The 25,113-nt window shown below is 38.8% G+C and carries 21 protein-coding genes; 12 read left to right on the top strand and 9 right to left on the bottom strand.

Going from position 1 to position 25,113, the window contains the following annotated elements; genetic code table 11:
- Positions 1-43: 43 nt before the first annotated feature.
- The 3 genes from A379_RS03475 to A379_RS03465 are packed head-to-tail and all read right to left on the bottom strand — an operon-like array spanning position 44 to position 2,214.
- Entirely contained in the window at positions 44-1,153 is a 1,110-nt protein-coding gene (locus A379_RS03475) for an MBL fold metallo-hydrolase (protein ID WP_040725774.1), read from the bottom strand.
- Positions 1,150-1,581, bottom strand: a complete 432-nt coding sequence (locus A379_RS03470; RefSeq protein WP_051144980.1) for a hypothetical protein — start codon at positions 1,579-1,581, stop codon at positions 1,150-1,152. Before A379_RS03470 ends, A379_RS03475 begins: the two co-directional genes overlap by 4 nt.
- A gap of 42 nt (positions 1,582-1,623) precedes the next feature.
- A complete protein-coding gene (locus A379_RS03465; RefSeq protein ID WP_040725771.1) occupies positions 1,624-2,214 on the bottom strand; it encodes a TetR/AcrR family transcriptional regulator in 591 nt (196 codons plus the stop codon).
- Between the two features lie 154 nt (positions 2,215-2,368).
- On the opposite strand from A379_RS03465, the gene pcnB reads away from it, so the two are divergent.
- From pcnB to A379_RS03435, 6 genes are all read left to right on the top strand, one after another.
- Positions 2,369-3,826 (top strand): polynucleotide adenylyltransferase PcnB, encoded by a 1,458-nt coding sequence (gene pcnB, locus A379_RS03460; protein WP_232744811.1) that lies wholly within the window; start codon positions 2,369-2,371, stop codon positions 3,824-3,826.
- Between the two features lie 18 nt (positions 3,827-3,844).
- Positions 3,845-4,330 (top strand): 2-amino-4-hydroxy-6-hydroxymethyldihydropteridine diphosphokinase, encoded by a 486-nt coding sequence (folK, locus tag A379_RS03455; protein WP_040725767.1) that lies wholly within the window; start codon positions 3,845-3,847, stop codon positions 4,328-4,330.
- A 113-nt stretch (positions 4,331-4,443) separates the two neighbouring features.
- Positions 4,444-5,235, top strand: coding sequence for a 3-methyl-2-oxobutanoate hydroxymethyltransferase (gene panB / locus A379_RS03450; RefSeq protein WP_040725766.1), 792 nt, complete (start codon positions 4,444-4,446; stop codon positions 5,233-5,235).
- A gap of 89 nt (positions 5,236-5,324) precedes the next feature.
- Entirely contained in the window at positions 5,325-6,176 is an 852-nt protein-coding gene (panC, locus tag A379_RS03445) for a pantoate--beta-alanine ligase (RefSeq protein WP_040725765.1), read from the top strand.
- 81 nt (positions 6,177-6,257) lie between these two features.
- Entirely contained in the window at positions 6,258-7,031 is a 774-nt protein-coding gene (locus tag A379_RS03440; RefSeq protein ID WP_040725763.1) for a motility protein A, read from the top strand.
- Positions 7,015-7,764, top strand: a complete 750-nt coding sequence (locus A379_RS03435; protein ID WP_040725761.1) for a flagellar motor protein MotB — start codon at positions 7,015-7,017, stop codon at positions 7,762-7,764. Before A379_RS03440 ends, A379_RS03435 begins: the two co-directional genes overlap by 17 nt.
- Before the next feature lie 74 nt (positions 7,765-7,838).
- Here the strand turns inward: A379_RS03435 and panD are convergent, their stop codons facing one another.
- The 4 genes from panD to A379_RS03415 form a co-directional block, all read right to left on the bottom strand.
- A complete protein-coding gene (gene panD, locus A379_RS03430; protein ID WP_040725759.1) occupies positions 7,839-8,237 on the bottom strand; it encodes an aspartate 1-decarboxylase in 399 nt (132 codons plus the stop codon).
- 225 nt (positions 8,238-8,462) lie between these two features.
- Entirely contained in the window at positions 8,463-11,252 is a 2,790-nt protein-coding gene (gene ppc, locus A379_RS03425; protein ID WP_040725756.1) for a phosphoenolpyruvate carboxylase, read from the bottom strand.
- A gap of 192 nt (positions 11,253-11,444) precedes the next feature.
- A complete protein-coding gene (gene ppa / locus A379_RS03420; RefSeq protein WP_040725754.1) occupies positions 11,445-11,972 on the bottom strand; it encodes an inorganic diphosphatase in 528 nt (175 codons plus the stop codon).
- Positions 11,973-12,183: 211 nt separating this feature from the next.
- Complete coding sequence (locus tag A379_RS03415) at positions 12,184-13,155, bottom strand: class 1 fructose-bisphosphatase (protein WP_040725751.1); 972 nt, start codon at positions 13,153-13,155, stop codon at positions 12,184-12,186.
- Positions 13,156-13,502: 347 nt separating this feature from the next.
- On the opposite strand from A379_RS03415, the gene thiI reads away from it, so the two are divergent.
- A complete protein-coding gene (gene thiI, locus A379_RS03410; RefSeq protein WP_040725748.1) occupies positions 13,503-14,942 on the top strand; it encodes a tRNA uracil 4-sulfurtransferase ThiI in 1,440 nt (479 codons plus the stop codon).
- A 26-nt stretch (positions 14,943-14,968) separates the two neighbouring features.
- Here the strand turns inward: thiI and A379_RS03405 are convergent, their stop codons facing one another.
- Positions 14,969-16,444, bottom strand: coding sequence for a lytic transglycosylase F (locus A379_RS03405; RefSeq protein ID WP_081696321.1), 1,476 nt, complete (start codon positions 16,442-16,444; stop codon positions 14,969-14,971).
- Positions 16,445-16,728: 284 nt separating this feature from the next.
- Here A379_RS03405 and A379_RS03400 point away from each other — a divergent pair, with 284 nt between their 5' ends.
- The 3 genes from A379_RS03400 to rlmB all read left to right on the top strand — a co-directional run bounded on the left by A379_RS03400 (position 16,729) and on the right by rlmB (position 21,332).
- Positions 16,729-18,141 (top strand): dihydrolipoyl dehydrogenase, encoded by a 1,413-nt coding sequence (locus A379_RS03400; RefSeq protein WP_040725746.1) that lies wholly within the window; start codon positions 16,729-16,731, stop codon positions 18,139-18,141.
- A gap of 120 nt (positions 18,142-18,261) precedes the next feature.
- The gene (rnr, locus tag A379_RS03395) at positions 18,262-20,589 is read left to right on the top strand and encodes a ribonuclease R (RefSeq protein ID WP_040725744.1); all 2,328 of its coding nucleotides are present in this window, start codon (positions 18,262-18,264) and stop codon (positions 20,587-20,589) included.
- The gene (rlmB, locus tag A379_RS03390; protein WP_040725743.1) at positions 20,589-21,332 is read left to right on the top strand and encodes a 23S rRNA (guanosine(2251)-2'-O)-methyltransferase RlmB; all 744 of its coding nucleotides are present in this window, start codon (positions 20,589-20,591) and stop codon (positions 21,330-21,332) included. The genes rnr and rlmB overlap by 1 nt, the downstream gene beginning before the upstream one ends.
- A 155-nt stretch (positions 21,333-21,487) precedes the next feature.
- Here rlmB and A379_RS03385 read toward each other — a convergent pair whose 3' ends face one another.
- Complete coding sequence (locus A379_RS03385) at positions 21,488-22,681, bottom strand: PfkB family carbohydrate kinase (protein ID WP_040725742.1); 1,194 nt, start codon at positions 22,679-22,681, stop codon at positions 21,488-21,490.
- A gap of 720 nt (positions 22,682-23,401) precedes the next feature.
- Between A379_RS03385 and fnr the strand changes: the two genes are divergently transcribed.
- Complete coding sequence (fnr, locus tag A379_RS03380; RefSeq protein WP_040725740.1) at positions 23,402-24,148, top strand: fumarate/nitrate reduction transcriptional regulator Fnr; 747 nt, start codon at positions 23,402-23,404, stop codon at positions 24,146-24,148.
- 335 nt (positions 24,149-24,483) lie between these two features.
- Positions 24,484-25,023 (top strand): peptidoglycan-associated lipoprotein Pal, encoded by a 540-nt coding sequence (gene pal / locus A379_RS03375; RefSeq protein ID WP_051144977.1) that lies wholly within the window; start codon positions 24,484-24,486, stop codon positions 25,021-25,023.
- Positions 25,024-25,113: the final 90 nt, after the last annotated feature.

Below are 25,113 nucleotides of genomic sequence, written 5' to 3'. Positions count from 1 at the left end.
ACATGAAATAAACGATGGGTCGAGTTTGTTTTAAAATTGTGATTTATTCGTTGCTTTGTCCTAAGTCAGCACCTGTAAATTCTTTATAAATATGCACCGCGTTATGTTTATGCGTTTGTTCAAAAACAGGACGTTCTTTATAGGCAGACTGGTCAATCTGGTCAAGGTCTTCAATTGCACCGCCTGCATCAATAACCGCCTTAACTTCTTTATGCATAAAGGTTAAATAGTCATAAGTATCTTGCTTAACTTTTTGCATATTAGTTGGCGCACCGTGGCCTGGAATAACTAAAACGTCTTTAGGCATTGCATCCATGAATTTTGCAAAAGTTTGTACCCATTTTTGAGTGTCTGTATAGGAAAACAGGGCAATCATTCGGCTGTTATAGGCTAAATCTCCAGGCAAAACAATATTGCGTTTAGGTAGGTAAACAATGGTTGAGCCAGGAGTGTGACCTGCACCAAAATTCATAATCTCAACGGTTTCTCCGCCTCCAACATCAACAGTGATCTTATCTTCAAATGTGGTGAATTTATCCGATACATCTTTGGCGGACTCAGTAATTTCATGGCCAACACGGTCTGCCCAGCTTTTTTTAATGCGTTTAAAGCCTTTGTGAAAGTCATTATTAGCCACGCTGTGAGAGTAAAAGTTTTTAACCCCTTGAGCAGCCCAGTAGCTTGCGCCTAAGTAGGCGTGACCTTGACTGTTTTCAACAGCCACCCATTTAACGGGTTTATTGGTGATTTTTTTTATTTGTTGGTGAAAGGCATAGGCGACCGCTGGATTAGGGCCAGCGTTAAAAACAAACACGCCATCTTCAAACTCTATAAAGGTGAGGTTGTTGTTTAAACCAAAGTTGCTTGGGTTGTGCCAAATTAAGCTACCTACTACGGTATAAACACCGTCCGAAACTTTAATGGGTTGCGGGAGAGTTATGTGTTTGCCAATATAGCCCGTTTGAGCTTGTACTTGCAGTACCTCTTTTTGATAAGCTTCAATACTTTGAGCAAGTCCTTTCTCTCCTTCAAAATTTTTTAGTTCTTTTGAATAGTTAGCAAAGCTTTCCGTGTATACATCTTCCTCAGCATTGACAGGTGCTGCAAAAGCTAATGAGAGAATTAATGAGCCATAAAATGCACTTTTTTTCATAGTGAACTCCTATAAAGTGTCGGTTGTTTTGGTTGTTGAACACTACCTTCAACAGGTTTAGATAAAAAAGTATTTAGGATGTAGGGCAATGTATAAGCCTGGCTGGTGTTCCAAGGCATAAGTGACATAAAACGAGCTAAAAAACAGTAGTTAAATACCACCATGGCTGTGGTGCCAATGATTTGTAAATAGAAAATAAAATAGAGCGGTGGGTAAAGCGCAATTAGTAATAAAAATAGGTAAGCAATTCTGACCTGTACCGCAAAGTTAGAAATTTGTGGTGTGAGCCAAAAGAAGTGAATAACTTGAATAATGTTGAATGCAATGGCCCACCCAATGGCTTGAGGCTCAACGGTGACTCCTACAATTAAGAGTAGGTCGGCAATGAACCAATAAGTCCAAATTAAATTAAATTTTGTAGTAAACATTAAATATTCTTCTTTTAGTTTTTATAAATAATAAAGTTGTTATTACGTAGCAATGCTGCGCCAACTTGTTCGGGTGATTTGATCCAGGTATTCAGGCAGTGGTTTTTCAAGAACATTGTCTAAACCAAGTTGAATAAGGCGCATGACCCCACCAAACGTGCTTGATGCTGCAACCATAACGTCCATTTCAATAACTTCGCCATCTTCCATGCCTTTTTGAATAACGCTTCTAAGTGTTATAAACGGTTGTGAAGAGCAAATTGGTTTCAAGTGCGGCATAAACTCTTTATGGCGAGCGTTTAAAATAAATTGCATTACTTGAGGGTGTTTGTCTGCGGTTTCGATCATCCATTTAGACAGTTCATAGAAGCGTTCCCAGCTTGAACTGTGCTTTATAAGAATCTCTTGTTGTTCCTTATCTATTTGCACTAGTAGGGCTTTCATCAATGCTTCTGCAATGGCCTGCTTGTCTTTAAATGCATGGTAAATTGAGCCCGTACTAACGCCTGAATGTTTGACTAGATCGGGAATGGAGGTGTTAAAAAAACCTTTTTCAACAAAAAGCACTAATGCACTTTGTAAGGTCTTGAGCTGGGAGTTAGGAAGCTCTGTGTTGTGTAGATAAGATGTCATACATTTTCAACTATAAAAGGCGTTTATTAGAATAAGTATTCTAGAATGACTATTCTAATTAAGCAAGAAATTTAATTTATCTATTTTTAAACCTTAAAAAAATAGTGAATTCATTGCAGTATCTCTAAAACACGCTAAAATGAAACTCTATTCAGTGAACATAAATTTATATTCCTATATGCAACGAATTATTCGTAAAATCAGTGCCTTTTTCTCAAGGTCAAAATCCCTACCTGAACATGGTTCAATAGGCAAAAACTCTCCCGTTGTTGTTAAGCGTCAAAAACACGGTATTTCTCGCAAGCAAATCGATAAAGCAGCATTAGATGTTTTATATGGTTTAAAGCGTGGTGGCTACGATAGTTATTTAGTTGGTGGTTGTGTCCGTGACTTATTGCTAGGACTTGAACCTAAAGACTTTGATGTGGTGACCAGTGCAGAACCCGACCAAGTTAAGCATGTTTTTAAGCAACGTTGTCGTTTAATTGGGCGTAGATTTCGTTTAGCGCACGTTCGTTTTGGTCGTATGGTCATTGAGGTTGCTACTTTCCGTGGCCAAGGTGATGGCGATGGGCGAAAAGACCGCTTTGGACGCAATGGAAAGTTATCAGGTCCAGCAAGACAAGTGGATGATAGCGGTCGTCTGTTAAGAGATAATGTATACGGCTCAATTGAAGAAGATGTGTGGCGCAGAGATTTTACGGTCAATGCGCTTTATTACGACATTAAAACCTTTTCAATTACCGATTATACAGGTGGTTTAGAAGATATTAAAAAAGGTCAGCTTCGTTTAATTGGTGATCCAGAAACTCGCTATCGTGAAGACCCTGTACGAATGATTCGTGCTATTCGTTTTGCTGCAAAGCTTGGTTTTAAAATTGAGAAAAAAACCGAAAAACCGATTGTTAAATTAGCTCCTCTTATGCAAGACGTGTCAAATGCACGTCTATTTGAAGAAGTCTTAAAGCTTTTTCATAGCGGCGTGGCGGTTGAAGTATTTGAAAAACTTCGCCATTATGATTTGTTTAAGCATTTATTCCCGCTTACTGAGCAAATTCTTTCAGAAGAGAAAGACGGTTTTCCAAGAATGTTGGTGATTGAGGCGCTTAAAAGTACAGATAGCCGTATTCAAGAAGGCAAATCGGTTAACCCAGCCTTTCTATTCTCAGCCATGCTTTGGGAGCCTATGCTTCAGAGAAAACAGTACTTTTTGGATGAAGGTTTTGCTCACCAAGATGCCTTTTTTGCGGCAGCAAATGATGTGATTGAACAGCAAATTAAACGTACCGCAATACCTAAGCGCTTTACTGCACAGATGCGTGATATCTGGAATTTACAACATCGATTACCTAAACGACATGGTGATAGAGCACAAAAAATGATGGAGCATCCTCGTTTTAGGGCGGCTTATGACTTTTTAGGTGTAAGGGTTGCTGCAGGTGAGACAGAAATGGCATCTATATTTGATTGGTGGACAACTTATCAAGAAAAAGACCCCGTTGAACAGGTCGCTTTTGCAAATTCTGTAGAAAAACCACAGCGCAAGAAGCGTGTTCGTCGTAATCGAAATTTTTACAGAAAACGCAGCCAGTCTGCTGATTCAAATAGCTAGTGTAAAACTGGTTTATTCATGTCGCAAAATACAGTCTATATTGGGTTAGGGGGGAACCTTTCTGACCCAGTCGAACAATTAAAAACCGCTCTACAGTCTATCTCTAAGCTTCCAAATACAGTGTTTGAAAAAAACTCTTCTTTCTATGCTTCAAAACCTTTAGGGCCACAAGATCAACCCAACTTTGTGAATGCGGTGTGTCAGGTAACAACTGAACTCTCTGCCCAACAATTACTTTCTGCACTGCAAAAAATTGAACAAGAACAGGGACGTGTTAAGAAGCGTCATTGGGGGGAGCGTTTAATTGATTTGGATATATTGCTCTATGGCGAGCAGGTGATTCAAACCGAAAATCTAACGGTGCCTCATGTGCAAATGACGTTAAGAGATTTTGTTCTTGTGCCCTTGGCTGAAATAGCACCAGGCCTGGTAATCCCAAATAAGGGAAAGGTTGAAGCGATGTTAAAACAGCTTGAAGAGTCTTATCTTATCGCCTTGGATTAGCTCGAATGTTTAGCGGTTGTAGATAAATTTAATATAATAGACCGATTAAAAATTTATGTGATTAGGTCTTAACGTCTCAGTTGAATAACAGAGCTTTTAATGTAGGAAGAACCATGTCAATTACACTTGCTAAACTGAAAAAAATGCACCAACAAGGCAATAAAATTGCATGTTTAACCGCCTATGATGCCAGTTTTGCACACTGGATAGCGCAAGCTGGTGTTGAGGTTATTTTAGTGGGCGATTCTTTAGGAATGGTTGTACAGGGTCATGCAACCACTTTACCCGTTACTTTAGATGAAATGGTATACCACACTCAGATGGTACAAAGAGGCAATGACCAGGCCTGGTGTATTGCTGACTTGCCTTTTATGTCAGATAGCACGCTTCAACAAACCTTACAAAGTGCGGCTCGTCTAATGAAAGAAGGCGGTGCAAATATGGTGAAGTTGGAAGGTGGTATGCGTATTGTTGATACAGTCAGAGCGTTGTCTGAATTAGGTGTTCCTGTTTGTGGGCACTTGGGTTTGTTGCCACAGTCAGTAGAAAAGCATGGCTATAAAGTTCAAGGTAAAGATGATATTTCTGCCCAACGTTTAAAAGATGAAGCTCAGGCATTGCAAAATGCAGGGGCTGACATGTTGGTTTTAGAGTGTGTTCCGCAGGCTTTAGCGATGGAAATTACTGAGCGATCAGCGGTTCCTATTATTGGTATTGGCTCGGGTGTCAATACCAGTGGGCAAGTACTCGTTTTAAATGACATGTTAGGTATTACGGTTGGCAATACACCTAAGTTTTCTAAAAATTTTATGCTGCAATCTAACTCAATACAAGACGCTTTAGCCAGCTATGTTGATGAGGTTAAAGGGTTACAGTTTCCATCAAGTGAACATGTGCTTGGCTAAAGCTTTGTATTCGTTTCATCTTATCTGTGGTTTTTCTCGGTTTTCAAAACTTCATTTTATTCATCTAAATTATTGGGAGTAAGGTTTGTATGCAGATCTTTGAGCAAGTCAGCGCATTGCGTTCACAGGTAGCGGCTTGGAAGCGAGCAGGCTATTCCATAGGCTTTGTCCCAACGATGGGTAACTTGCATGATGGGCATCTTAGTTTGGTAAAGCTAGCTCAGCAACAATGTGACAAGGTTTTAGTAAGCGTTTTTGTGAATCCGATGCAGTTTGGACCTAATGAAGACTTCGATAGTTACCCTAGAACCTTTGAATCGGATCAAATGAAGTTGGCTAGTTTGCAATTAGATGCTGTTTTTTATCCTTCGGTAGATGAAATGTATCCAAAAGGCGTTTGTCAAACCCAAGTGCAAGTACCAGAAGTGTTAACAGGCCTATTAGAAGGGGCGAGCCGTCCTGGTCACTTTGATGGGGTAACGACAGTGGTCTGTAAGCTTTTTAATATGGTTCAGCCAGATAAAGCGGTGTTTGGTCAAAAGGATTATCAACAGTTGGTAGTCATAAAAACCATGGTAGAAGATTTGGCGCTTCCTATCGATATTGTGGCCGCACCGATTGGTCGAGATGTAGATGGTTTGGCTTTGAGTTCAAGAAACCAATATTTATCCGTTGAACAACGCGTAATTGCACCAAAACTTCATACCTTATTGCAGGATATCGCGGTTTCTATCCGCTCTGGAAATACAAATTTTTCTAGCCTGTGTGAGACTGCGGGTGATGCTTTGTTGGACGAAGGTTTTGACGAAATCGATTATATCGTGGTGTGTGATGCCAATACCCTGTTACCTGCACATTCATTTGAAGACAATATAGTTATTCTTGCGGTTGCACGTTTGGGTAAAACAAGGTTATTGGACAATATTTTGCTAACAAAATAACTAATATTTTTGATTATTTGGTGTGCTAATAACCAGATAATTAATTTTTTATTTAACATTTTCGATATTTAGATAACAGATATGAGCTTTTCAACACTAATTGGTTTGGTTGCAGGTATTGCGATTGTGCTTATGGCAATGGCTATGGGCTCGTCTATTGCTATGTTTATTAATATACCTGGCATGATGATTGTTGTCGGTGGTACCGTTGCCGCAACGATGATTCGATACTCAATGGCAGATAGTTTTAAGGCGATTGGGATGTCTTTTAGTGTTTTAAAAGTCTCATCAGAAGTTAAAGACTTTAACGAAATTGTTGATATCACTGAAGATTTGTTACGTTTAGTTCGCGGTAAGGGTGTGTTGGCGATGGAAAGTTACGAGGTCAATAATAGCTTCTATCAGACTGGTGTGCGAATGATTGTGGATGGCTACTCCTTAGAGTTAGTAAAACAAACGTTGAGAGAAAAGAATAAACTCCTCATTGAAAAAGCAGAAACCAGTGCGGGTGTGTTTCGGTCAGTTGGGGATGCAGCGCCTGCTTTTGGAATGATTGGTACCTTGGTTGGCTTGATTCAAATGTTATCCAATCTTAGTGATCCATCGGCAATAGGGCCAGCTATGGCGGTGGCTATGTTAACCACGTTGTATGGAGCCATGATAGCGAACTTGTTTGCCTTACCTGTGGCCGATAAGATTGAGTCTTGGGCTCAAAATGAATCAGAAAGAGAGTTGTTAATTATTGAAGCGATTGAAAGTATTGGTCAAGGACATAATCCATCCGTAATGCGAGATTTATTGGCTCCTTTTCTACAAGCGAATAAAAAGGTGAAGGAAAGTGGCCAAGAAGGCTAGAGGAGGGCCAGCTTGGTTAGCGACGTTTGCAGACTTAATGTCTCTGCTGATGGCTTTGTTCGTTCTTTTGTATGCTATGTCGAGTACAGATGTACCAAAGTATAAAGCCGTGGTCGAGTCTTTAAGTGAGGCTTTGGGGAATGGCAGTGAGCTTACCCCAGAGCAGGAACAGTTTTTTCAGTCCTTGCAACTCTCAATGGAAATGGAGTCTAAAGAGAAAGCCCCAAAAGAACCTCTGCCACCACCTGTTCAGGAAACGGTTGTGGATAATCTTAAACCTCTATATAAAAACTTAATTGAAACCTATTCTGAAGCGGGCAAGAAAAGTGAAATTAAAATTCATTATGATGAGAGTAATAACCAGATCCGACTAGTCTTTCCTGAGCAGATTGCCTTTGACCCTGGGCGTGCAGATTTAAGACCGCGATTTGTTGAGTTATTGCAAAAGTTTTTTGAATTTAGGAATGAAAACGTTGCTTTGCAGGTGGTTGGTCATACAGATAGCCGACCTATTTCTGGCGGAAGGTTTAGATCAAACTGGGAGCTATCAAGTGCTCGTGCTGCCAGTGTTATTGAACAGTTAGTTCAGGATGATGCAATACGCCCTGAGCAAGCTCAGGCTATTGGGCTTGCTGATACACAACCTCTTTCTATTGGAAATACCGAACTGGATTATGCTAAGAATAGGCGTGTTGAGATTTTAATCACCCCAGAGAAGTTTAGACCCAAATAGTAGGCGAGTTTAATTTTAATGAGCATAAAAAAACCGACATCAAGTCGGTTTTTTGTTAATGGCTATTCAGTAATTTAGCTCGCCTTAGAAATGTCTGCCATTTGAGTAGGGATTGTATTTCGGGTATGGGTTATTTCATTTTTATCATTGAAATAGACGAGCTTAGGTTTAAAGTTATCCGCTTCTGCTTCATTCATTGAAACATAAGTTGCAATAATTAATAAATCCTGAGGATTTGCTTTATGAGCTGCTGCGCCATTTACAGAGATGATGCCGCTGTTATCTTCTGCACGAATTGCATAGGTCGTAAAGCGTTCACCGTTATTGACGTTGTATATTTGAATTTGTTCGTATTCACGAATGCCAGCCACATCTAATAGGTGGCCATCAATAGCGCATGAGCCTTCGTAATCTAACTCAGCATGTGTGGTTGTAACACGATGTAATTTCGATTTTAGTAGCGTAACTTGCATAATATTCTCTTTAGTTCGAAGAATGGGATCGCCATTACTCAGTTTAGAGCTTTGTTAAACAGAAAACTGCGAAAATTTAGTTTTAGCTCGCCATTATACTGTTATTTTTTAAAAATTCTAATTATTCAGCTCTGTTTATTGCGGTATAAATAAAAGTTTATAGTCTTTAAGAACTATAAAAAACCCCGTTTAAAACGGGGTTTTGAGGTAGGATAGTTTGAAAAGTTACCCAGTATTACGCATACCTGCAGCAATTGCGTTAATGCTGTTAAGTAATGGGGTTAACCACATTTCACGTTCTTCATCCGTTGCATCAACTGCTTTATAACGTGCCAATAATGCAATTTGGATATTGTTTAATGGTACTAAATATGGGTTACGTCGCTTAAGGGATAGAGCAATCGTTGGAGTTTCTGCCATTAAATAGTCATTACCCGTAATTTCTAAAATACGTTTTACGGCACGTTGATGCTCTTCAGCAATCATGTTGTAAATTTTCTGTGCATCTTCTTGGTTTTGACCCAATTTGCTGTACTCTTTACCGATAGTTAAATCTGTTTTGAATAGAGCCATTTGGATGTTGCTTAATAGCGCTCTAAAGAAAGGCCAGTTTTCATGCATCTCTTTAAGTTGCTTATCGCTGTGTTGGTTAATCCAATTATCCAGTGCGTAACCTGTTCCTTGCCAAGCAGGGAAGGTAAGTCTAGCCTGAGCCCAACCAAAAATCCATGGAATAGCACGAATTGAAGATTTAGATAAATTCCCTTTCTTACGGTGAGAAGGGCGTGAGCCAATGTTTAATAGGCCAATTTCTGTTACAGGTGTGGCTTCATAGAAAAATTCGAAGAAACCTTTTGTATGGTCAGTTAACTCACGGAAGCAATGTTCACCATCTTTAGCCAGTGTTTTCATGGATTCTAAGTACTCAGGCTTATCTTTTGTAATTGATTTCACTAGACAAGTACTGGCTTTCATTAATCCTGTTACACCCAATGAAAGTTCATACATGGCTGTTTCAGAGTTACTGTACTTATAGGAAAGTACTTCACCTTGTTCAGTAAACTTGATTGAACCACGTACAGTACCTGTTGGTTGAGACAAGATTGCAAAGTGAGTAGGTCCTCCACCACGGCCAACTGTTCCACCTCGACCATGGAATAAACGACAGTCAACTTGGTGTGCATCAGCCAGTTTCATAATTTGTTGCTGCGCTTGATATAGGCTCCATGCTGAAGATAAGTTACCACCGTCTTTTGCAGAATCTGAATAACCCAGCATGATTTCTTGTTGATTGCCTGAAGCTTTTAGAAGTGCTTTGTAAGTTGCATTTTCAAACAGAGCTTCTGTGACGGGTACGATATGTTCTAGGTCTTCTATGGTTTCAAAAAGTGGTGCAATCTCAATATCACAATAAGGTTGACCAGCGTTATAACCTGCCAGGCCTGCTTGGTGTGCTAAAAACAGCACTTCCATAACATGGCTTGCTTCGTGTGTCATTGAGATAACATAGTTATTAAACGCTTTTGGACTAATCTCTTTACGCATTTCACGAATAACATTAAATACCTCAAGTACTTCCGAAGTCATGCTGTCTAATGCTAGGTGTTGGGTGTCGATAATGGTTGCAGAAGCAACGTGTTTAGCAAGCAGGTTTAATTTTTCATCTTCATTTAGGCTTTTGTAGTCAATGTCTAAGTGAGAAAGTAGATCTGCAACCGCATCGCTGTGTATATTGGATTCTTGACGAATATCTAGGCGCATTAAGTAAAAACCAAAGGTTTTCACTAAACGAATCAAATCCTGCAACTCTTCATTGGCCACATTTTCATCGCCATGGTTACATAAGGAGTTGTAGATTAACTCTAAATCTTCAAGCAGCTCTGTTTCAGAGGTGTAGGCAAAAGAAGATTTGTCATTTTTCTCATCATTAAGCCAAGCTTCAATGTATTGAAGGTTTTTATTTAAACGACCTTCCATTAGGTATAAGAAACGTCGGTAAGGCTCGTCCTTAAAACGCTCTGGACGTTTTTTGAAAACGGCTTCAATCAGGTCCGCATCGACAATGGTAGAGCGGTTAATAATCTCTTGCGAAATATTACATAGGTAACGAGAATGAGTCAGTTTTGAGCTTAAATCAAATATACGTTTTTTGTATTCATAGATGACAGCACGAGATTGAAGAAGCAGTGCCTTGACCGTTGTATCATGGGTAACAAAAGGGTTACCGTCACGGTCTCCACCTATCCATGAGCCAAAGGTTAAGAAGTTTGGTGTTTTGATGTCTGCTTCTGGATAGTGTTTAGAAAGCGCGCGTTCCATGTAACGATAAACGGTTGGAACGGCATCAAAGAGTGATTTACGGAAATAGTAGATACCGTTACGAATTTCGTCTTCAACGGTTGGTTTTTGACGGCGAACTTCATCAGTTTGCCAAAGTACTTGAATCTGAGACTCTAGTTGTTGATATAAAGACTCTTTTACGTATTCATTATTGTATGCATCAGCTTCATTAAGTGTGCCAATATCTAAAAAGATTCTTCTTAAGTTATCCATGACTGAGCGGCGTTTTGACTCAGTTGGGTGTGCGGTAAAGACAGGAATGTAATGCAGTTTGTTCAACAGCTCTTGAACTTGATTGGCGTCCATTCCTTGTTCTTTAAACTCGCCAACGGTATTTAGTACTGAGCCCATCCAAAGAGGGCCATCTGATTTTAACTGACTTTGTCTTTCGTGGTATTGATGTTCTTCTTCGGCTAAGTTAACTAGGCTAAAATAGAGGTTAAAGGCGCGAATTATCAGATTTAATTCATCAGCACTTCTTGATTCGATAAATGCAGTCAGTTCTTGGCGTAATTCTGGATTATCATTTTTTTGCAGGCTTATGTAGCCTTTGCGTAGTTTTTCAATCGCATTGTACGTCTCTTCACCTACTTGTGAAGTGATGACTTTTCCAAGGACGTTTCCTAGAAGTTTAACGCGCGCTCTTAACTGCTTATCACGAATATCAGCTGCCATTTTTACTCTCAGTTTTAAAACAAAATTGGTTTAAATTATATCAGATAATTCTGATGAATTAACAAGATAGCGGGTAATATCCGCTAATTTTGGATGTATGTTGTGTTTTTTGTAAGTTTTAACTTAAACATAACAAAAAGCCCTCGTATAGAGGGCTTTGAAAATGTCGTGTTTTAGTTCTAATAACTAAAATTACTTAGCTTGGTAGGCTTTTACACCGTTAAGAATTTCTTCACGAGCCGCTTCAACGTCTCCCCAGCCATCCACTTTTACCCATTTACCAGGTTCTAGGTCTTTATAGTGACTAAAGAAGTGTTCTACTTGTTCTTTTAAAAGTGGAATATCTTCAACTTTTTCAATTTTTGAGTAGATTGGTGTCAGCTTATCAACGGGGACAGCGATAACCTTAGCGTCTTCACCACCGTCATCGGTCATTTTGAAGATACCGATTGGACGACAACGAATTACTGAGCCAACTAATAATGGGTGCGGTGTAACCACTAATACATCTACTGGATCACCATCGTCAGAAAGGGTGTCATTGATATAGCCATAGTTAGCAGGGTAAGACATAGTTGCACCTTGAAGGCGGTCAACCCATACTAGGTCTGTATCTTTGTCTACTTCATATTTAACGGGTGCCGCAAAAGCAGGAATTTCAATAATAACGTTAACGTCATTAGGAACGTCTTTACCGGCAGGAACTGCTGAATATCCCATGTTTTATTTCCTTTTGTCTTTACCACGAAGACTCGAAGACACGAAGAGAGAAAGGTGTGAATCGGTCAGTGGTATTTTATTAGAGTGATTTTATCGTTTTTATAACGTAAAACACCCGCATTCATTCTCCGTTTCAACAACAAAAACTTCGTGTCTTCGTGCCTTCGTGGTTAACTTATGCGGGTGTTATTCAAATCGCTATAAAATTCGATTATTTGTTGTGGTAAGCCACCACTTTAGCGACTTCATTTTTAGAACCTAGTACAACAGGTACACGGTCATGGATGCCTTGTGGAGCAACGTCCATAATATCCATACGACCTGTTGATGAAGCACCGCCTGCTTGTTCAACAATCATAGACATTGGGTTACCTTCGTACATTAGACGAAGTTTACCAGCTTTTGAAGGGTCACGGCTGTCGTAAGGGTACATGAAGATACCACCACGAATTAGGATACGGTGAACTTCAGCTACCATAGAAGCAACCCAACGCATATTGTAACGCTTACCTAAAGGACCTTCTTCACCAGCAAGACAGTCATCGATGTACTGTTTCATTTCTGGTTCCCAGAAACGTTGGTTAGACATGTTGATAGCAAATTCAGCAGTATCTTCTGGAATTTGAAGCGCTTCTTTTGTAAGAACGAATTCACCGATGTTAGTATCTAAAGTGAATAAGTTAACGCCATTACCTGTTGTCATAACTAATAGTGAAGATGGACCATAAAGAACGTAACCCGCTGCTACTTGCTTGCGACCTTCTTGTAGGAATACTTCTTGGTTATCACCAGCTGTATCATCTTGTGCTTCAAGTACTGAGAAAATTGTACCAACAGAAAGGTTAACGTCGATGTTTGAAGAACCGTCTAATGGATCAAAAGTCACTAGGTACTTACCATCAGCGTTAGCCGCAATTGTGTAGTCTTCTTCTTCAGAACCGACACCACGAACATATGGGTTAGCAACTAAGATGTCTTTTAAAAGATCGTTAGAGATAACATCTAACATCTTTTGAGTTTCACCTTGAACGTTTTCGTCTTCTGTTGCTCCTAAAATACCAGCTAACTCACCTTGACCTAGTTTGTATGCGATGTCTTTACATGCAACCATTACGTCTTTGATAACAAGCTCTAATTCAGCATTTATACCATCAGCAGCTAGTACTTGATCTAATCTTTTCATCGAGGGTCTCTCTGTTTTAAATTGAAATAGTAAACTTTTAGAATTTTAACATGTACAAGCTCAATTTATCAATTGAATATCATGATTCATCGATTTAATACATTCATTAAACGGGATTTTTTGAGGTTTTATTTTGGGTATGTTTTGATTTAAAACAGCCCAGAATGCATAGGGCTTAGTGGTGTACAATATATAAATTAATATAAGTTAAGTGTGAGCATAGGTGCACATTTCGCATTATAAAGTTTATCCTCTACGTACTCCGTATTTGCAATATAAAATCTCCCTAACGACTAGGTTACCAGGCCTGGTAACTTATAACGTAGCCTAAAAGAAAAGAGTTAAAAATGAAGTTTATAGTCAAGTTATTCCCTGAAATCATGATCAAAGGTGGTCCTGTAAAAAAACGTATGATTAGTATGTTGTATGAGAACTTGCGTACTTTACTGTTTAGAGTGGATAAGGAAGCTATAGAGGTCAAGCGTTTTTGGGATAAGATTGAAGTGCAAGTTGCAGACGTTCATATTGATGCTGTGCGTAAAATTTTAAAACAGACACCAGGTATTGAGCAATATTTAGAGGTGATTCAATACGAAACGGGTGAGGATTTAACAAAAATTGCCGAAAAAGTGGCTGAGCACAAGTTAGCTCTTATTGAAGGTAAAACGTTTGTTGTGAGAGCGAAACGCAGTGGCACTCATGAGGTGACTTCTTTCGAAATTGAGCGATTTGTGGGCGCTTACCTTTATGAGCATGGAAACCCAGCTGGTGTTGATTTAAAGAGCCCGCAAGTCAAAGTGGAGTTTGAGTTAAATCAAAATACTTTAAACGTGATAACACATCGCCAACCCGGGTTGAGTGGTTTTCCAATTGGAACACAGGGGGATGTTTTATCGCTAATGTCTGGTGGTTTTGACTCTACAGTGGCCAGCTTTTTAACGATGAAGCGTGGCATTAAAACCCATTTTATCTTTTTTAATTTGGGGGGCGCGGCCCACGAAGTTGGTGTTAAACAAGTTGCACTTTATTTATGGAGTCAATTTGGCGCGTCTCATCGAGTGCAATTTATTTCTGTGCCTTTTGAAGAGGTTGTTGAAGAGATATTTCGTTCTACGCATGAAAGTTATATGGGAGTTACCTTAAAACGCCTCATGATTATGGCATCTGAAAAGGTGGCTGATGTAATGGGGATAGATGCGCTAGTTACTGGTGAGAGTGTGGCGCAAGTCAGTAGCCAAACTTTGCGTAATTTGGCGATTATTGATGAAGTTTCCAATAAATTGATATTGAGACCTCTTGCCACAATGAATAAGCCTGAGATTATTGAGATAGCAGATAAAATTGGCACTCGTGAATTTGCTGAAAATATGCCTGAATATTGCGGTGTCATTTCAAAAAATCCAGTTACCAATGGTTCGTTTGACCGAATGAAGCGAGAAGCCAAGCATTTTAATTATGATGTGCTGGATTTAGCGGTTGAAAAATCAATCAGTATTCCAGTTGATAAAATTATTGATGATGTTAATAGCGCTGCTCCAGTGGAGGTTGTGGGTTCTCCAGAGGGGGCTATTGTGATTGATATTCGCAGAGAGACTGAAGCGAATCATTCCCCATTGACGATTGAAAATACCAATATTCCATTTAATGAGTTAAACCGAACCTTTAAAAAACTAGATCAATCCAAAGAGTATGTCTTATATTGTGAAAAAGGGGTGATGAGTCAGTTGCACGCACAATATTTAAGGGATGCGGGTTTTGATAATGTTAGGGTGTATCGCCCCGCTTAGTTCGGTGTTTTGTTTTATAAAGATCTTTATTCGATTGGCTCGTTTTGGGCGTCTTGAGGGTGTATATCAATAAACTCCTCAAGCTTTGCTTCTTTGAGTTGATGCTTCTTTTCAGCCAGTTCTTTAGAGAGTTTTAAAGCAATTTTTGTTTTTTGAATTTTGGTGACGTAGTTAACGGTCTCTTGGCCAATTTTTTGTCTTGCCATGACCTCGACATTATAGTGCCATTTATGTGGGTCAAGCCCTCTGGCTTCAGCCATGCGTTGTAGTTTTCTAATTCTTCCAGGCCCCGCATTATAGGCTGCTAAGGTAAAGTTGATTTTATCTTCATCGGAATATTCAGGTTTATCAAAGTAGAAGTCTCGGATAAATGCGAGATATTTTATCCCTGCGTGTATGTTATTTTCTAAATCTTTGATATTGGGGATGTTTACAATCTTTGATCTGGCTGTGGAGGGTTTGATTTGCATAATGCCAACGGCATTGGCACGGCTCACTAAGTTTTGTTTGAACCCCGACTCTTGATGTGCTTGAGCAGCTATGAGGTACCAATCAAAATCATAGAAAGTGGCGTATTTTTCAAAATAATACTGTAAGCAAGGGGTTTCATTTAAAGCATTTAAAGAGAGTGGTTGTTTAATCCAAAATGGGTTTTTAAAGTATTTCTTATACAAGCTGTTACCTAAGAACTTACCAGGCCTGGCATATTTTGTAATAAAGTTATTAAGAGTTGTTTTGAGTTCAGGAAGATTTTTATTTACTGCCCAAGCAATGTTGCCACCGTTATGAAAAATAAAATCTTTTTGTAATCGTAGTTCAGGAAAGATGTTTTCATAAATTTCTGCAATATGGTTGTCGACCACGGTATAGTCAAAAAGCCCTGCATTGACCATTTCAAGTAAATCTTCGGATTCTAAAAGGGGGTTGGCTTTGACGATTTCAATTGCAGGAAGTCCTAAGCGACCTAAAGCTTGGTTGATTTGTTCGATATGAATGATGTAGCTACTGTTTGACACGACAATGATTTGTTTGCCCGACAGTTCTTGGAGTGTTTTAGGGGCGGGGTTGTTTTTATTGGAAATGAGTATTTCGGTAATATCGGTAATATAAGGTTCAGTGAAATCAACAAGATTGGCTCGTTCAGGTGTAATCGTAAGCCCTGAAGCAACAATGTCACCATACCCCTGTTTTAGATCAGGAAGCAAGCGTTCAAATGGGCGTGCTAAGAAAACAATATGTGTTTTATAGCGCTCTTTTCTTGGGCCACGGTTAATGTATTTTTCAAAGGCTTTAATGAGGTCGTGTTCTATGCCACGATCACCACGTGTTGTATGGAAAAAATTGGTTCGGTTATAGCTGACTAAAACTCTAAGTATGCGTCGTTCCCTTATTTTGGCAAGGTCACCAATAAAGGGTTGGTTAATGCGTTCACTGATGGTTTTGTTTTTGCCTGCGGCATAGCCAGTTGGGCTAAAAAGCAGAACCGAGCAGGCGAATATCATTATGAATACGCTAAAAAAGAGTAGGGTAGAATGTGACCTATGCAAAAGTCTTTCCTATTAAGGTTGGCTAGGCTTATTCTAGTTGAGTTGTTTTATGATTAAAACCAAAAAAATAGCTATTTAGTAAGCTTGTGTGTTTTGAAAGCTAAACCAATAAAAAATTTTTACTATAAAGTAAGTGTTTAAGACTTAGCTTAGAAGGTAATGCTGTTACATTTGGTTTAAAAAAGTAAAATGTGAAAAATAACTTATCCAAAAACGGGCAAAATTTCAGGAGAAGAAGTGTGCGAAAGGTCAAATACGCTATTTTAGGTGCGGGAACTTCAGGGTTAACTGCGTTAGGTATTATTAGAAAGCAGACTGAAGACTTTGTCATTATTAATGGTGGGCCTCTTGGTACAACCTGTGCACGAGTGGGTTGTATGCCGTCTAAAGCGATGATTCAATCAGCGAACTTAAATTATAAAAAGCACAAGTTAAGTGAGTTTGGTATTCAAGGCGGCGAATCTCTTGAAGTGGATACAGTGCGGGTTTTGCAAAGAGTTAGGCAATTACGCGATCGGTTTACAGGTGGCGTTAAATCAGGAACGACTGAAACATTAAACCCCGAACAGTTTATAGACGGTTATGCAAAATTTGTTGGTAAAAATCAACTCGAGGTAAATGGCGAGTTAATTGAAGCCGAGAAAGTGATTATTGCCACGGGTTCGCGCCCTGTTATTCCAGTGCCATGGCAAGCATTGGAAGATAGACTTATTACCAGTGATGAAATTTTTGAATTAGAAACGCTTCCTAAGCGTGTGGCTGTTGTCGGTTTGGGTATTATTGGTTTGGAGCTTGGCCAGGCTTTGTCCCGTTTAGGTGTTGAAGTTGTCGGGTTTGAAATGCAAAACACGGTTGGCGGCTTGTCCTCTCCAGAGGTGATTGCAAAAGCGGTTGAACTCTTTTCTAAAGAATTTCCTATCTATCTTGGAGCTACGGCTCAGTTAGAAAAAACGGCTGAAGGTGTTAAGGTCAGTATCGATGATAAGGCGTTTGAGGTTGATATTGTGTTAGCAGCCCTTGGTCGACGACCTAATATAGATGGACTTCAGCTTGAGCAAACGGGTGTAAAACTTGATGACAGAGGCATGCCATCCTTTAATATAAATACAATGCAAATAGAAGATAAACCGCTCTTTATTGCTGGTGATGTCAATGTCTTTAGACCGATTCTGCATGAAGCGGGGCATGAGGGTAAAATTGCAACGCTGAATGCAATGGACTATCCCCTTGTTACAGCATATAAGCGAAAAACCCCGTTAGGAATCGCTTTTACTGACCCTGATATGGGCTTTTTTGGTGAAAGTTATCGCAATTTGAATAGGCAAGAAGTTGAAGTGGTTAACTTCAATTTAGAAAGAAATAATGGCAGAGCGATTGTGATGGCAGAAGATCATGGGGTGATCTCTCTGTATGCTGATAAATCGACCAAGCAACTCATTGGTGGTGAAATATTGATGCCTCACGCTGAGCATTTTACCCATTTATTAGCTTGGGCTGTAGAACAAAATATGACGGTTTTAGAGTTAATAAAAATGCCTTTCTATCACCCTGTTTTAGAAGAGGCGATTCAATCAGCCTTATATTTACTGTATAAAGCCTTATATACAGAGGTTGAGCGTGGAATTAAAACAGAGTTAACAGTAATGCAATAAAGTTGTCTAACTATTTGTTATAATACGCGCAGTTTTTTCAATCATAACGCTCAAATCCCAATTACTTAGTGGAGTTTTTCAGTCATTGGGTGTGAGCGTTTTCAATTTTAGATGGTATTCGTGAGTAAAGAAAATACATCGGGTCAACAGGATCCACATGCACAGCGTGAAGCTGATAAGTATGAAAACCCAATTCCTAGTAGAGAGTTCATTTTAGAAGTTTTAGAAGAGGCGCAGAAGCCTTTAAGACTTTTCCAGGTTGCTAAAGCCGTTGATGTTGATGAAGATGACGAAGAACGCTTTGAAGCACTTTCACGTCGTATGAAGGCAATGGTTCGAGATGGTCAGTTGATTCGTAACCGTCGTGGTGCGTTTGGTCTGTTGAAGAAAATGGATTTAATTAAAGGTCGTGTTCTTGGTCACCCTGATGGATACGGTTTTTTAGTGCCAGATGAAGGCGGAAAGGATCTGTTCTTATCTGAAAAAGAGATGCACAAAGTTCTTCACGGTGACATTGTTATAGCCTCTGTTATCGGTGAAGACCGTCGCGGTCGTCAAGAAGGCGCAATTATAGAAATTACAGAGCACAACACGAAACAAGTGCTTGGTCGTTTAAACTTTGAAGATGGTCTATCTTGGGTTCGTCCAAATAACAACCGCCTTACGCAAGATGTTTTTATTCCGAATGACGGTTTGTTAGAAGCAAAAGAAGAACAAATTGTTTTAGTTGAAATTATTCACCAGCCTTCTATGCGTTCTGGACCAATTGGTAAGATTATTGAAGTTGTCGGTGACTATATGGCGGCTGGAATGGAGATTGATTCTGCTATCCACGCCTACGGTATTCCAAATGAATGGTCTGAAGAGCTAGAATCTGAATTAGCTAATATTCCAGATGAAGTGACCGAAGCTGACCTTGAGGATCGAAAAGATTTACGTGGTCTACAACTGGTTACGATCGATGGCGCAGATACCAAAGACTTTGATGATGCCGTTTTTGCAAAACGCCGTAAAAATGGTTGGCGTTTAGTGGTGGCTATTGCGGATGTTTCTCATTATGTGAAACCAGGAACAGAGCTTGATAAAGAGGCTTACAAACGAGGTAATTCGGTTTATTTTCCTCAGCGTGTTGTGCCAATGTTGCCATCAAAGTTATCTGACGGTCTATGCTCTCTAAATCCTAAGGTTGATCGTCTATGTATGGTGGCGGATTTAGCACTGACTGAAGATGGTAAATTGGAGAGAAGCCAATTCTATCAAGCCGTAATGAATTCGAAGGCGCGTTTAACCTACACGCAAGTGCATGATATTTTAACCAATGAAAAGAGTGAATACCGTGAAGAGTTTGCTGAACAAGTCCCTCTTTTACATGATTTACATGATTTGTACAAAGTATTGAAAGTCGCGCGTTCTGAACGTGGTGCATTAGAGTTTGAGACGACTGAAACTCGTATGGTGTTTGATGAAGAACGTAAGATTCAAGAAATCGTTCCTGTTACTCGTAATGATGCTCACAAGTTGATTGAAGAGTGTATGTTGATGGCTAACGTGGCAACGGCTCGTTATCTAAAGTGGCATAAAATGCCAATGCTTTATCGTGTTCACGAAAAACCAATGGAAGAACGTCTTAAAAACTTAAGAACCTTCTTGTCGGACTTTGGTTTAACTTTAGAAGGTGGTGATGAGCCTACAGCACATGATTACGCCGCGGTTGCTGCAAAAGTAGATGGTGAACCACATGAGCATTTGGTTCAAACCGTTTTATTGAGAAGTATGAATCAAGCGGTTTATCAGCCTGAAAATAAAGGTCACTTTGGTTTGAATTATGAGCATTATGCTCACTTTACATCTCCGATTCGTCGTTACCCAGATTTATTGATTCATCGAGCGATTCGTCATGTATGGAGCAAAGAAGGTATTGAGAAGTTTGATTATACTGAAAATCAAATGGTTGATTTGGGTCAGCACTGTTCAGATACTGAAAGACGTGCAGATGAAGCAACTCGTGATGCCGTAACCTTCTTGAAGTGTGAATTCCTCTCGCACCGAATTGGTGGTGAGTACGAAGCAGTTGTTTCTGCGGCAACGAACTTTGGTCTGTTTGTTGAGCTTCAACCACTTTATGTTGAAGGCTTAGTTCATATTACAGAGTTAGGTGAAGATTACTTCCATTACGATAATGCACGTCACTGCCTTAAAGGTGAGCGTACAGGAAAAACGTACCGTTTAGGTGATCGTATTAAAGTACAAGTTGCACAAGTTAATCTAGATGATCGTAAAGTGGATTTACGTTTTATTGAAAGCTTAACAGAACACGCTGAACCTGAAATGAATACGGATGGCAATGAATCTTCTGAAAACCAAGGTGATGAAGAGAAAAAGCCAGCTCGTAAAAAACGCTTCTATCGTAAAAAGAAACGTTCAGGTTCAAAGCCAAAGGCTGACTAATGAAGCAAGAAGTCATTTATGGTTTACATGCGGTTGAAAAGTTTTTAAAGCAGTCACCGCAGTCTGTTTATACAATCAGTTTTTTAAAAGGCCGTTTAAATAATCGTCAGCAAGCGTTGCATGACCAGGCTAAACGTGTTGGTTTAAATATTGAATTGGTCAGTAAATCGGCCTTTAACAAGATTGATGGAAATCATCAGGGTGTTATGGCAACAGTTGCCAAACAGGCGGATTTAACCGAGTCAGATTTAAAGCAACTGATTGAAGATACTTCTAATCCTCTGTTTATCTTTTTAGATGAAGTACAAGACCCCCATAATTTAGGGGCGATTTTACGAACGGCCGATGCCGTTGGTGTTCACGCTGTCATTATTCCTAAACACAATTCGGTTGGAATGAACCCAACTGTTCGTAAAGTCGCCTCTGGAGCGGCAGATAGCGTTAAATTGATTGTTGTTTCCAACTTAGTGAGAACGATTAAAGAGATGCAGCAAGAGGGCATGTGGATGATTGGTTTGGCGGGTGAAACGGATCAGACAATTTACGACCATGACCTAACAGGTTCAATCGGGATTGTAATGGGAACAGAAGGTAGTGGTTTACGCAGACTAACGCGTGAGGCTTGTGATCACTTAGCGGCCATTCCAATGGTTGGTGTGGTAGAAAGTTTAAATGTTTCTGTGGCAACGGGTGTGACGGTTTATGAAGCTTTTAGACAAAGAGCCATTAAAGCAAGAGGTTAGTGACTCGTTAGTATCAGAATGTTATTACAATGTGTAATTAAAAAAGCCAATTTACCAGGCCTGGTATGTCCTATGGCCATCTATGACGTGTGAGCATAGGGTAAATTGGCTTTTTGTTTTGTAATGGTAAGGAAATGTCGTCTTAATGTTGTTTGTTAAGCGAGAAAGACATCTCCATTTTCATCCAGTTTAATCGCAACCGCTGTTAAAGACTCATCCCAGCAAGGCCCGTCAATACATAGACCATCATCAATATTAAAATAGGCATCATGTACAGAGCATTTCATGGTTTTTTCAAACGGGTTTACATCAATTTTATAGGCTTCATCTAATGGCACATCTTGATGCGGGCAGTTGTTAACAAAACAGCGTACGCTATTTTCATATTTAATTAAGACAAAAGATTGGCCTGCTTCTGATTTGACAATTGTAGTCTTAGCATTGCTAAGCTGTTTAATATTGGCTAATGCTTTAGCGGTTTTATGTTCTTTTAATAAATTATCCAGGCCTGGTAACATGCATTTTTTTGCGGCAAGTTTGCTAGAATAGCTAACGGCATTTGCAAGTGATTGCTTTTCAAGCAAAGAATGAATCAGCCCTGCATTAAAGGTATCGCCCGCGCCCAGGGTATCAATGACAGGGCTTACTTTTTCTGCTTCAATATGTTCAATTGAACCGCCAATGGCTTTAAACCATACACCATCAATCCCCCAGGTACATACAAGATTAGCATTGGGCAGGTTTAAACTATTTAACAGCTCTTCGCCATTGAAAAAACCTTTTGATTTTGCATATTGGTGAGAGAATATAATGAGGTTTACACTGGCAAAGAGTTCTTCAATCCCTTCACGAGGTTTTTCAACTTCTAATGAAATAGGTTGGTAAGTCAGGAAAGTTTTAGCGATATTAATCATGCCAGGGAGTTGTGGCATGTTACGTCCTTCAAAATGTAACCAGTCATATTCCTCAATCTCAATTTTGGCAAAAAAATCAAAAGTTATTTCAGGCAAATCTCTATAGTGAACAATCGTTCTGTGACCGTTTTGGGCATTAAGTGTTACAAAAGAGGTAGGAGTACGGCCTTTGATAAACTTTTGTGTATGTTCGGTTGATATATTACGTTCTGTTAGACCTGTCAGTAGTTGTTTTGCTTCAGAATCTGCGGCTATTGATGTGCAAATATCTGTTTGGTGTCCATGTTGATTGAGTACGTATAAAGTGTTGTTAACGTTTCCACCAGTTGAAATTTGCTTATTTTGAGCGCGAATTTCTTCATCCTCTTGTGGGTGGTGTTCAACAGTCAAAATAATATCGAGTAGTGAATTTCCAACGCCTAAAATTTTTGCCATACTTTCTTCCATAATATTGATTTGATGATGTGGGCTGAATTGAACTTAACTTAACTCTTAAAGAGGGCTTTTCACGAGTATGTTGCAAGAGAAAAATGAGCAAAATTTTCCTAATTTAGGTGGGTAACACAGTGAATAGTGAGCTATTCACAAGTTTTTCAACAGCAATTAGGGAAGTTTTGGCTATTTTTCCAAATGTTGATTCGTGCAAAGGTCTCTTTAAGTATTAAAAAATGAAACAAATTCTAACACAGCACAAAAAAACGATGTAAAACATGTATTTTTAATTCAGTGGTGAATAAATATAAAAAAAGCTTGACAAGGTTTTATGTTGACTTAGTTTTTACAACTTAATAAAAGGTTTATGTTTATTTAGTAACATGTTGAATATAAAAGGTTATAGGTAATGCTTATAGTGGTATTTTATAGAGTGTTGATAATTCATTTCTTTTCCACAAAACCTGTGGATAACTTTGTGTGTAAAGTTATAAAAAAAGCTTTAAGTGCTTTAAAGTAGCGACAAAATATTAGATTGCTTAAAAAATAAGCAATAGTTTTAGGTATAAAAAAATAATTGTAATAAATGAAAATTTATAGGTGCATAAGCACAATAAAAATGAAATTTATCTTCAAAAAGATGACAAATAAAATAAAAACGATACAATCAAAAAAAACAAAAATAATAACGACTATAAATACACTTAATTCATTAGGGCTACTATGAATGAAATGAAATCTGCTTTTAATGCCAGCTGTTTAAACTGCGGGCTGCAGAAAATATGCTTTCCCACGGGATTGTTAAAATCTGATATTGATCGTTTAGATAATATTGTAGAAAGAAAATCACCTTTAAAAAAGAATCAACATCTGTATGAAGCTGGTCAAAAGTTTAACTCAATTTTTGCTATTAGAGCGGGAGTGATAAAGCTTTATTCATATTCGGATTCAGGTGAAGAAATTGTTCATGGCTTTTATTTGCCAGGTGATGTTGTTGGCTTTGATGGTTTAGTTGAACAACACTATCTATATAATGCTGTTGCACTGGACAGTACAAGTGTTTGCACTCTTCCTTATAGCGAACTTAACGAATTATCAATGAAAATTCCTAATCTCAATCAGCAAATCATGATGGTGATGAGCAAAAAAATGCAAGATGGACGTATGCATTCAGAGTTATTGATCAAACGAAATGCAGACCAAAGGGTTGCACAGTTTATCTGGAATATGGCTGAGAGGTATAAGGGAAGAGGTTATGCGTATGATGAGTTTCGTCTGAGTATTCTTCATCGTGATGTTGCATTATATCTAGGTTTAACACCAGAAACGGTTTCTCGTATATTAGCGAGATTTAATTCAGAACATGTTGTTAGCTGGAAGAAAAAAGAAGTCATCATCTATGATGAGGCTCAATTAAAAACAATTGCAGGAATCAGTAGTAGTTGCGATGTATGCAAAGAAGTTGGTTAAGTGGGAATGTACTAACTAATTTTTATTCTTGTTTATTCTTGAAGTTTTTATTGATTTAAATCAATTTGAATTGTAAATGGCTGTGGTGTAATTACTCCATGAAGACGCGGTTATTAGATTTGCGTTTTTCATAATGTAGCCCGCTTACCCGGTCAATAGGCCGGGGTCTTTTATATCTCTTCTGTAATATATCGCTTTTATTCAATCCGTTAACTTTTGCTAGAAAGTTTGTTTTTATAGCTGTTAAATTTTTACTTTTATAACAATTGGCTTTTTAAACGTGAATCGGTATATAATTTAATTTAACTTTTTTAATAAATTTTAGGATTTAGATAATGTCTTTTAAAAATATCTCACAATTATTTTTGGTTGGTTTTTTGGGTTTAACATTAATTGGTTGTAGTTCAACACCAAAAAATGTAGAAGATGATAATAGTAAAGAAATTGCAGCTTCTCAAGTTGATGCAGATATTGAAGCGGCAAAACGTGCAGCAGCTGAAAAAGCAGCAGCCGATTTAGCGGCTAAAAAAGCGGAACTTAAAGCAATGATTGACGGTAAAGTTGTTCATTTTGACTTTGATCGTTCGGATGTACGCCCTGATGATTATCAGTTGATTAAGGCGAATGCTGACTATATGGCATTAGAGTCTAATGCTTCTTTAACAATTAAAGGCTACTGTGATGAGCGTGGTACACGTGAATATAACTTGGCATTAGGTGAGCGTCGTGCTAAGGCTGTGCAAAATGCTTTAGTTGCAGAAGGCGTTAGCCCAAGTAGAATTACAGTGATTAGTTTTGGTGAAGATAACCCAGTTGATGAAGCGCATAATGAAAATGCATGGTCAAAAAATCGTCGCGCAGAGTTTTCTTACTAATTGAATATTTAATTCAATCAAACTGTATTTTTAAGGCCTTCCTGTCATAATGTCAGGAAGGCTTTTTTGTTTTAATTTACCTGAGTTTAC

This window comes from Thiomicrorhabdus sp. Kp2, from assembly GCF_000478585.1.
In the GTDB taxonomy this organism is placed as follows: Bacteria; Pseudomonadota; Gammaproteobacteria; order Thiomicrospirales; family Thiomicrospiraceae; genus Thiomicrorhabdus.
The sequence above is the reverse complement of the archived record's forward strand: the minus strand, read 5'-3'. Positions and strand labels throughout refer to the sequence as shown.

Excerpts from the sequence above, each read along its gene's own strand:
- folK (WP_040725767.1), top strand. The coding sequence starts at position 3,845 with ATGTCGCAAAATACAGTCTATATTGGGTTAGGGGGGAACCTTTCTGAC.
- ppa (WP_040725754.1), bottom strand. The coding sequence starts at position 11,972 with ATGGGATATTCAGCAGTTCCTGCCGGTAAAGACGTTCCTAATGACGTT.
- A379_RS03440 (WP_040725763.1), top strand. The coding sequence starts at position 6,258 with ATGAGCTTTTCAACACTAATTGGTTTGGTTGCAGGTATTGCGATTGTG.
- A379_RS03470 (WP_051144980.1), bottom strand. The coding sequence starts at position 1,581 with ATGTTTACTACAAAATTTAATTTAATTTGGACTTATTGGTTCATTGCC.
- A379_RS03465 (WP_040725771.1), bottom strand. The coding sequence starts at position 2,214 with ATGACATCTTATCTACACAACACAGAGCTTCCTAACTCCCAGCTCAAG.
- ppc (WP_040725756.1), bottom strand. The coding sequence starts at position 11,252 with ATGGCAGCTGATATTCGTGATAAGCAGTTAAGAGCGCGCGTTAAACTT.
- A379_RS03415 (WP_040725751.1), bottom strand. The coding sequence starts at position 13,155 with ATGAAAAGATTAGATCAAGTACTAGCTGCTGATGGTATAAATGCTGAA.
- pal (WP_051144977.1), top strand. The coding sequence starts at position 24,484 with ATGTCTTTTAAAAATATCTCACAATTATTTTTGGTTGGTTTTTTGGGT.
- panD (WP_040725759.1), bottom strand. The coding sequence starts at position 8,237 with ATGCAAGTTACGCTACTAAAATCGAAATTACATCGTGTTACAACCACA.
- A379_RS03475 (WP_040725774.1), bottom strand. The coding sequence starts at position 1,153 with ATGAAAAAAAGTGCATTTTATGGCTCATTAATTCTCTCATTAGCTTTT.
- panC (WP_040725765.1), top strand. The coding sequence starts at position 5,325 with ATGCAGATCTTTGAGCAAGTCAGCGCATTGCGTTCACAGGTAGCGGCT.
- panB (WP_040725766.1), top strand. The coding sequence starts at position 4,444 with ATGTCAATTACACTTGCTAAACTGAAAAAAATGCACCAACAAGGCAAT.
- thiI (WP_040725748.1), top strand. The coding sequence starts at position 13,503 with ATGAAGTTTATAGTCAAGTTATTCCCTGAAATCATGATCAAAGGTGGT.
- fnr (WP_040725740.1), top strand. The coding sequence starts at position 23,402 with ATGAATGAAATGAAATCTGCTTTTAATGCCAGCTGTTTAAACTGCGGG.
- A379_RS03385 (WP_040725742.1), bottom strand. The coding sequence starts at position 22,681 with ATGGCAAAAATTTTAGGCGTTGGAAATTCACTACTCGATATTATTTTG.
- A379_RS03405 (WP_081696321.1), bottom strand. The coding sequence starts at position 16,444 with ATGATATTCGCCTGCTCGGTTCTGCTTTTTAGCCCAACTGGCTATGCC.
- rlmB (WP_040725743.1), top strand. The coding sequence starts at position 20,589 with ATGAAGCAAGAAGTCATTTATGGTTTACATGCGGTTGAAAAGTTTTTA.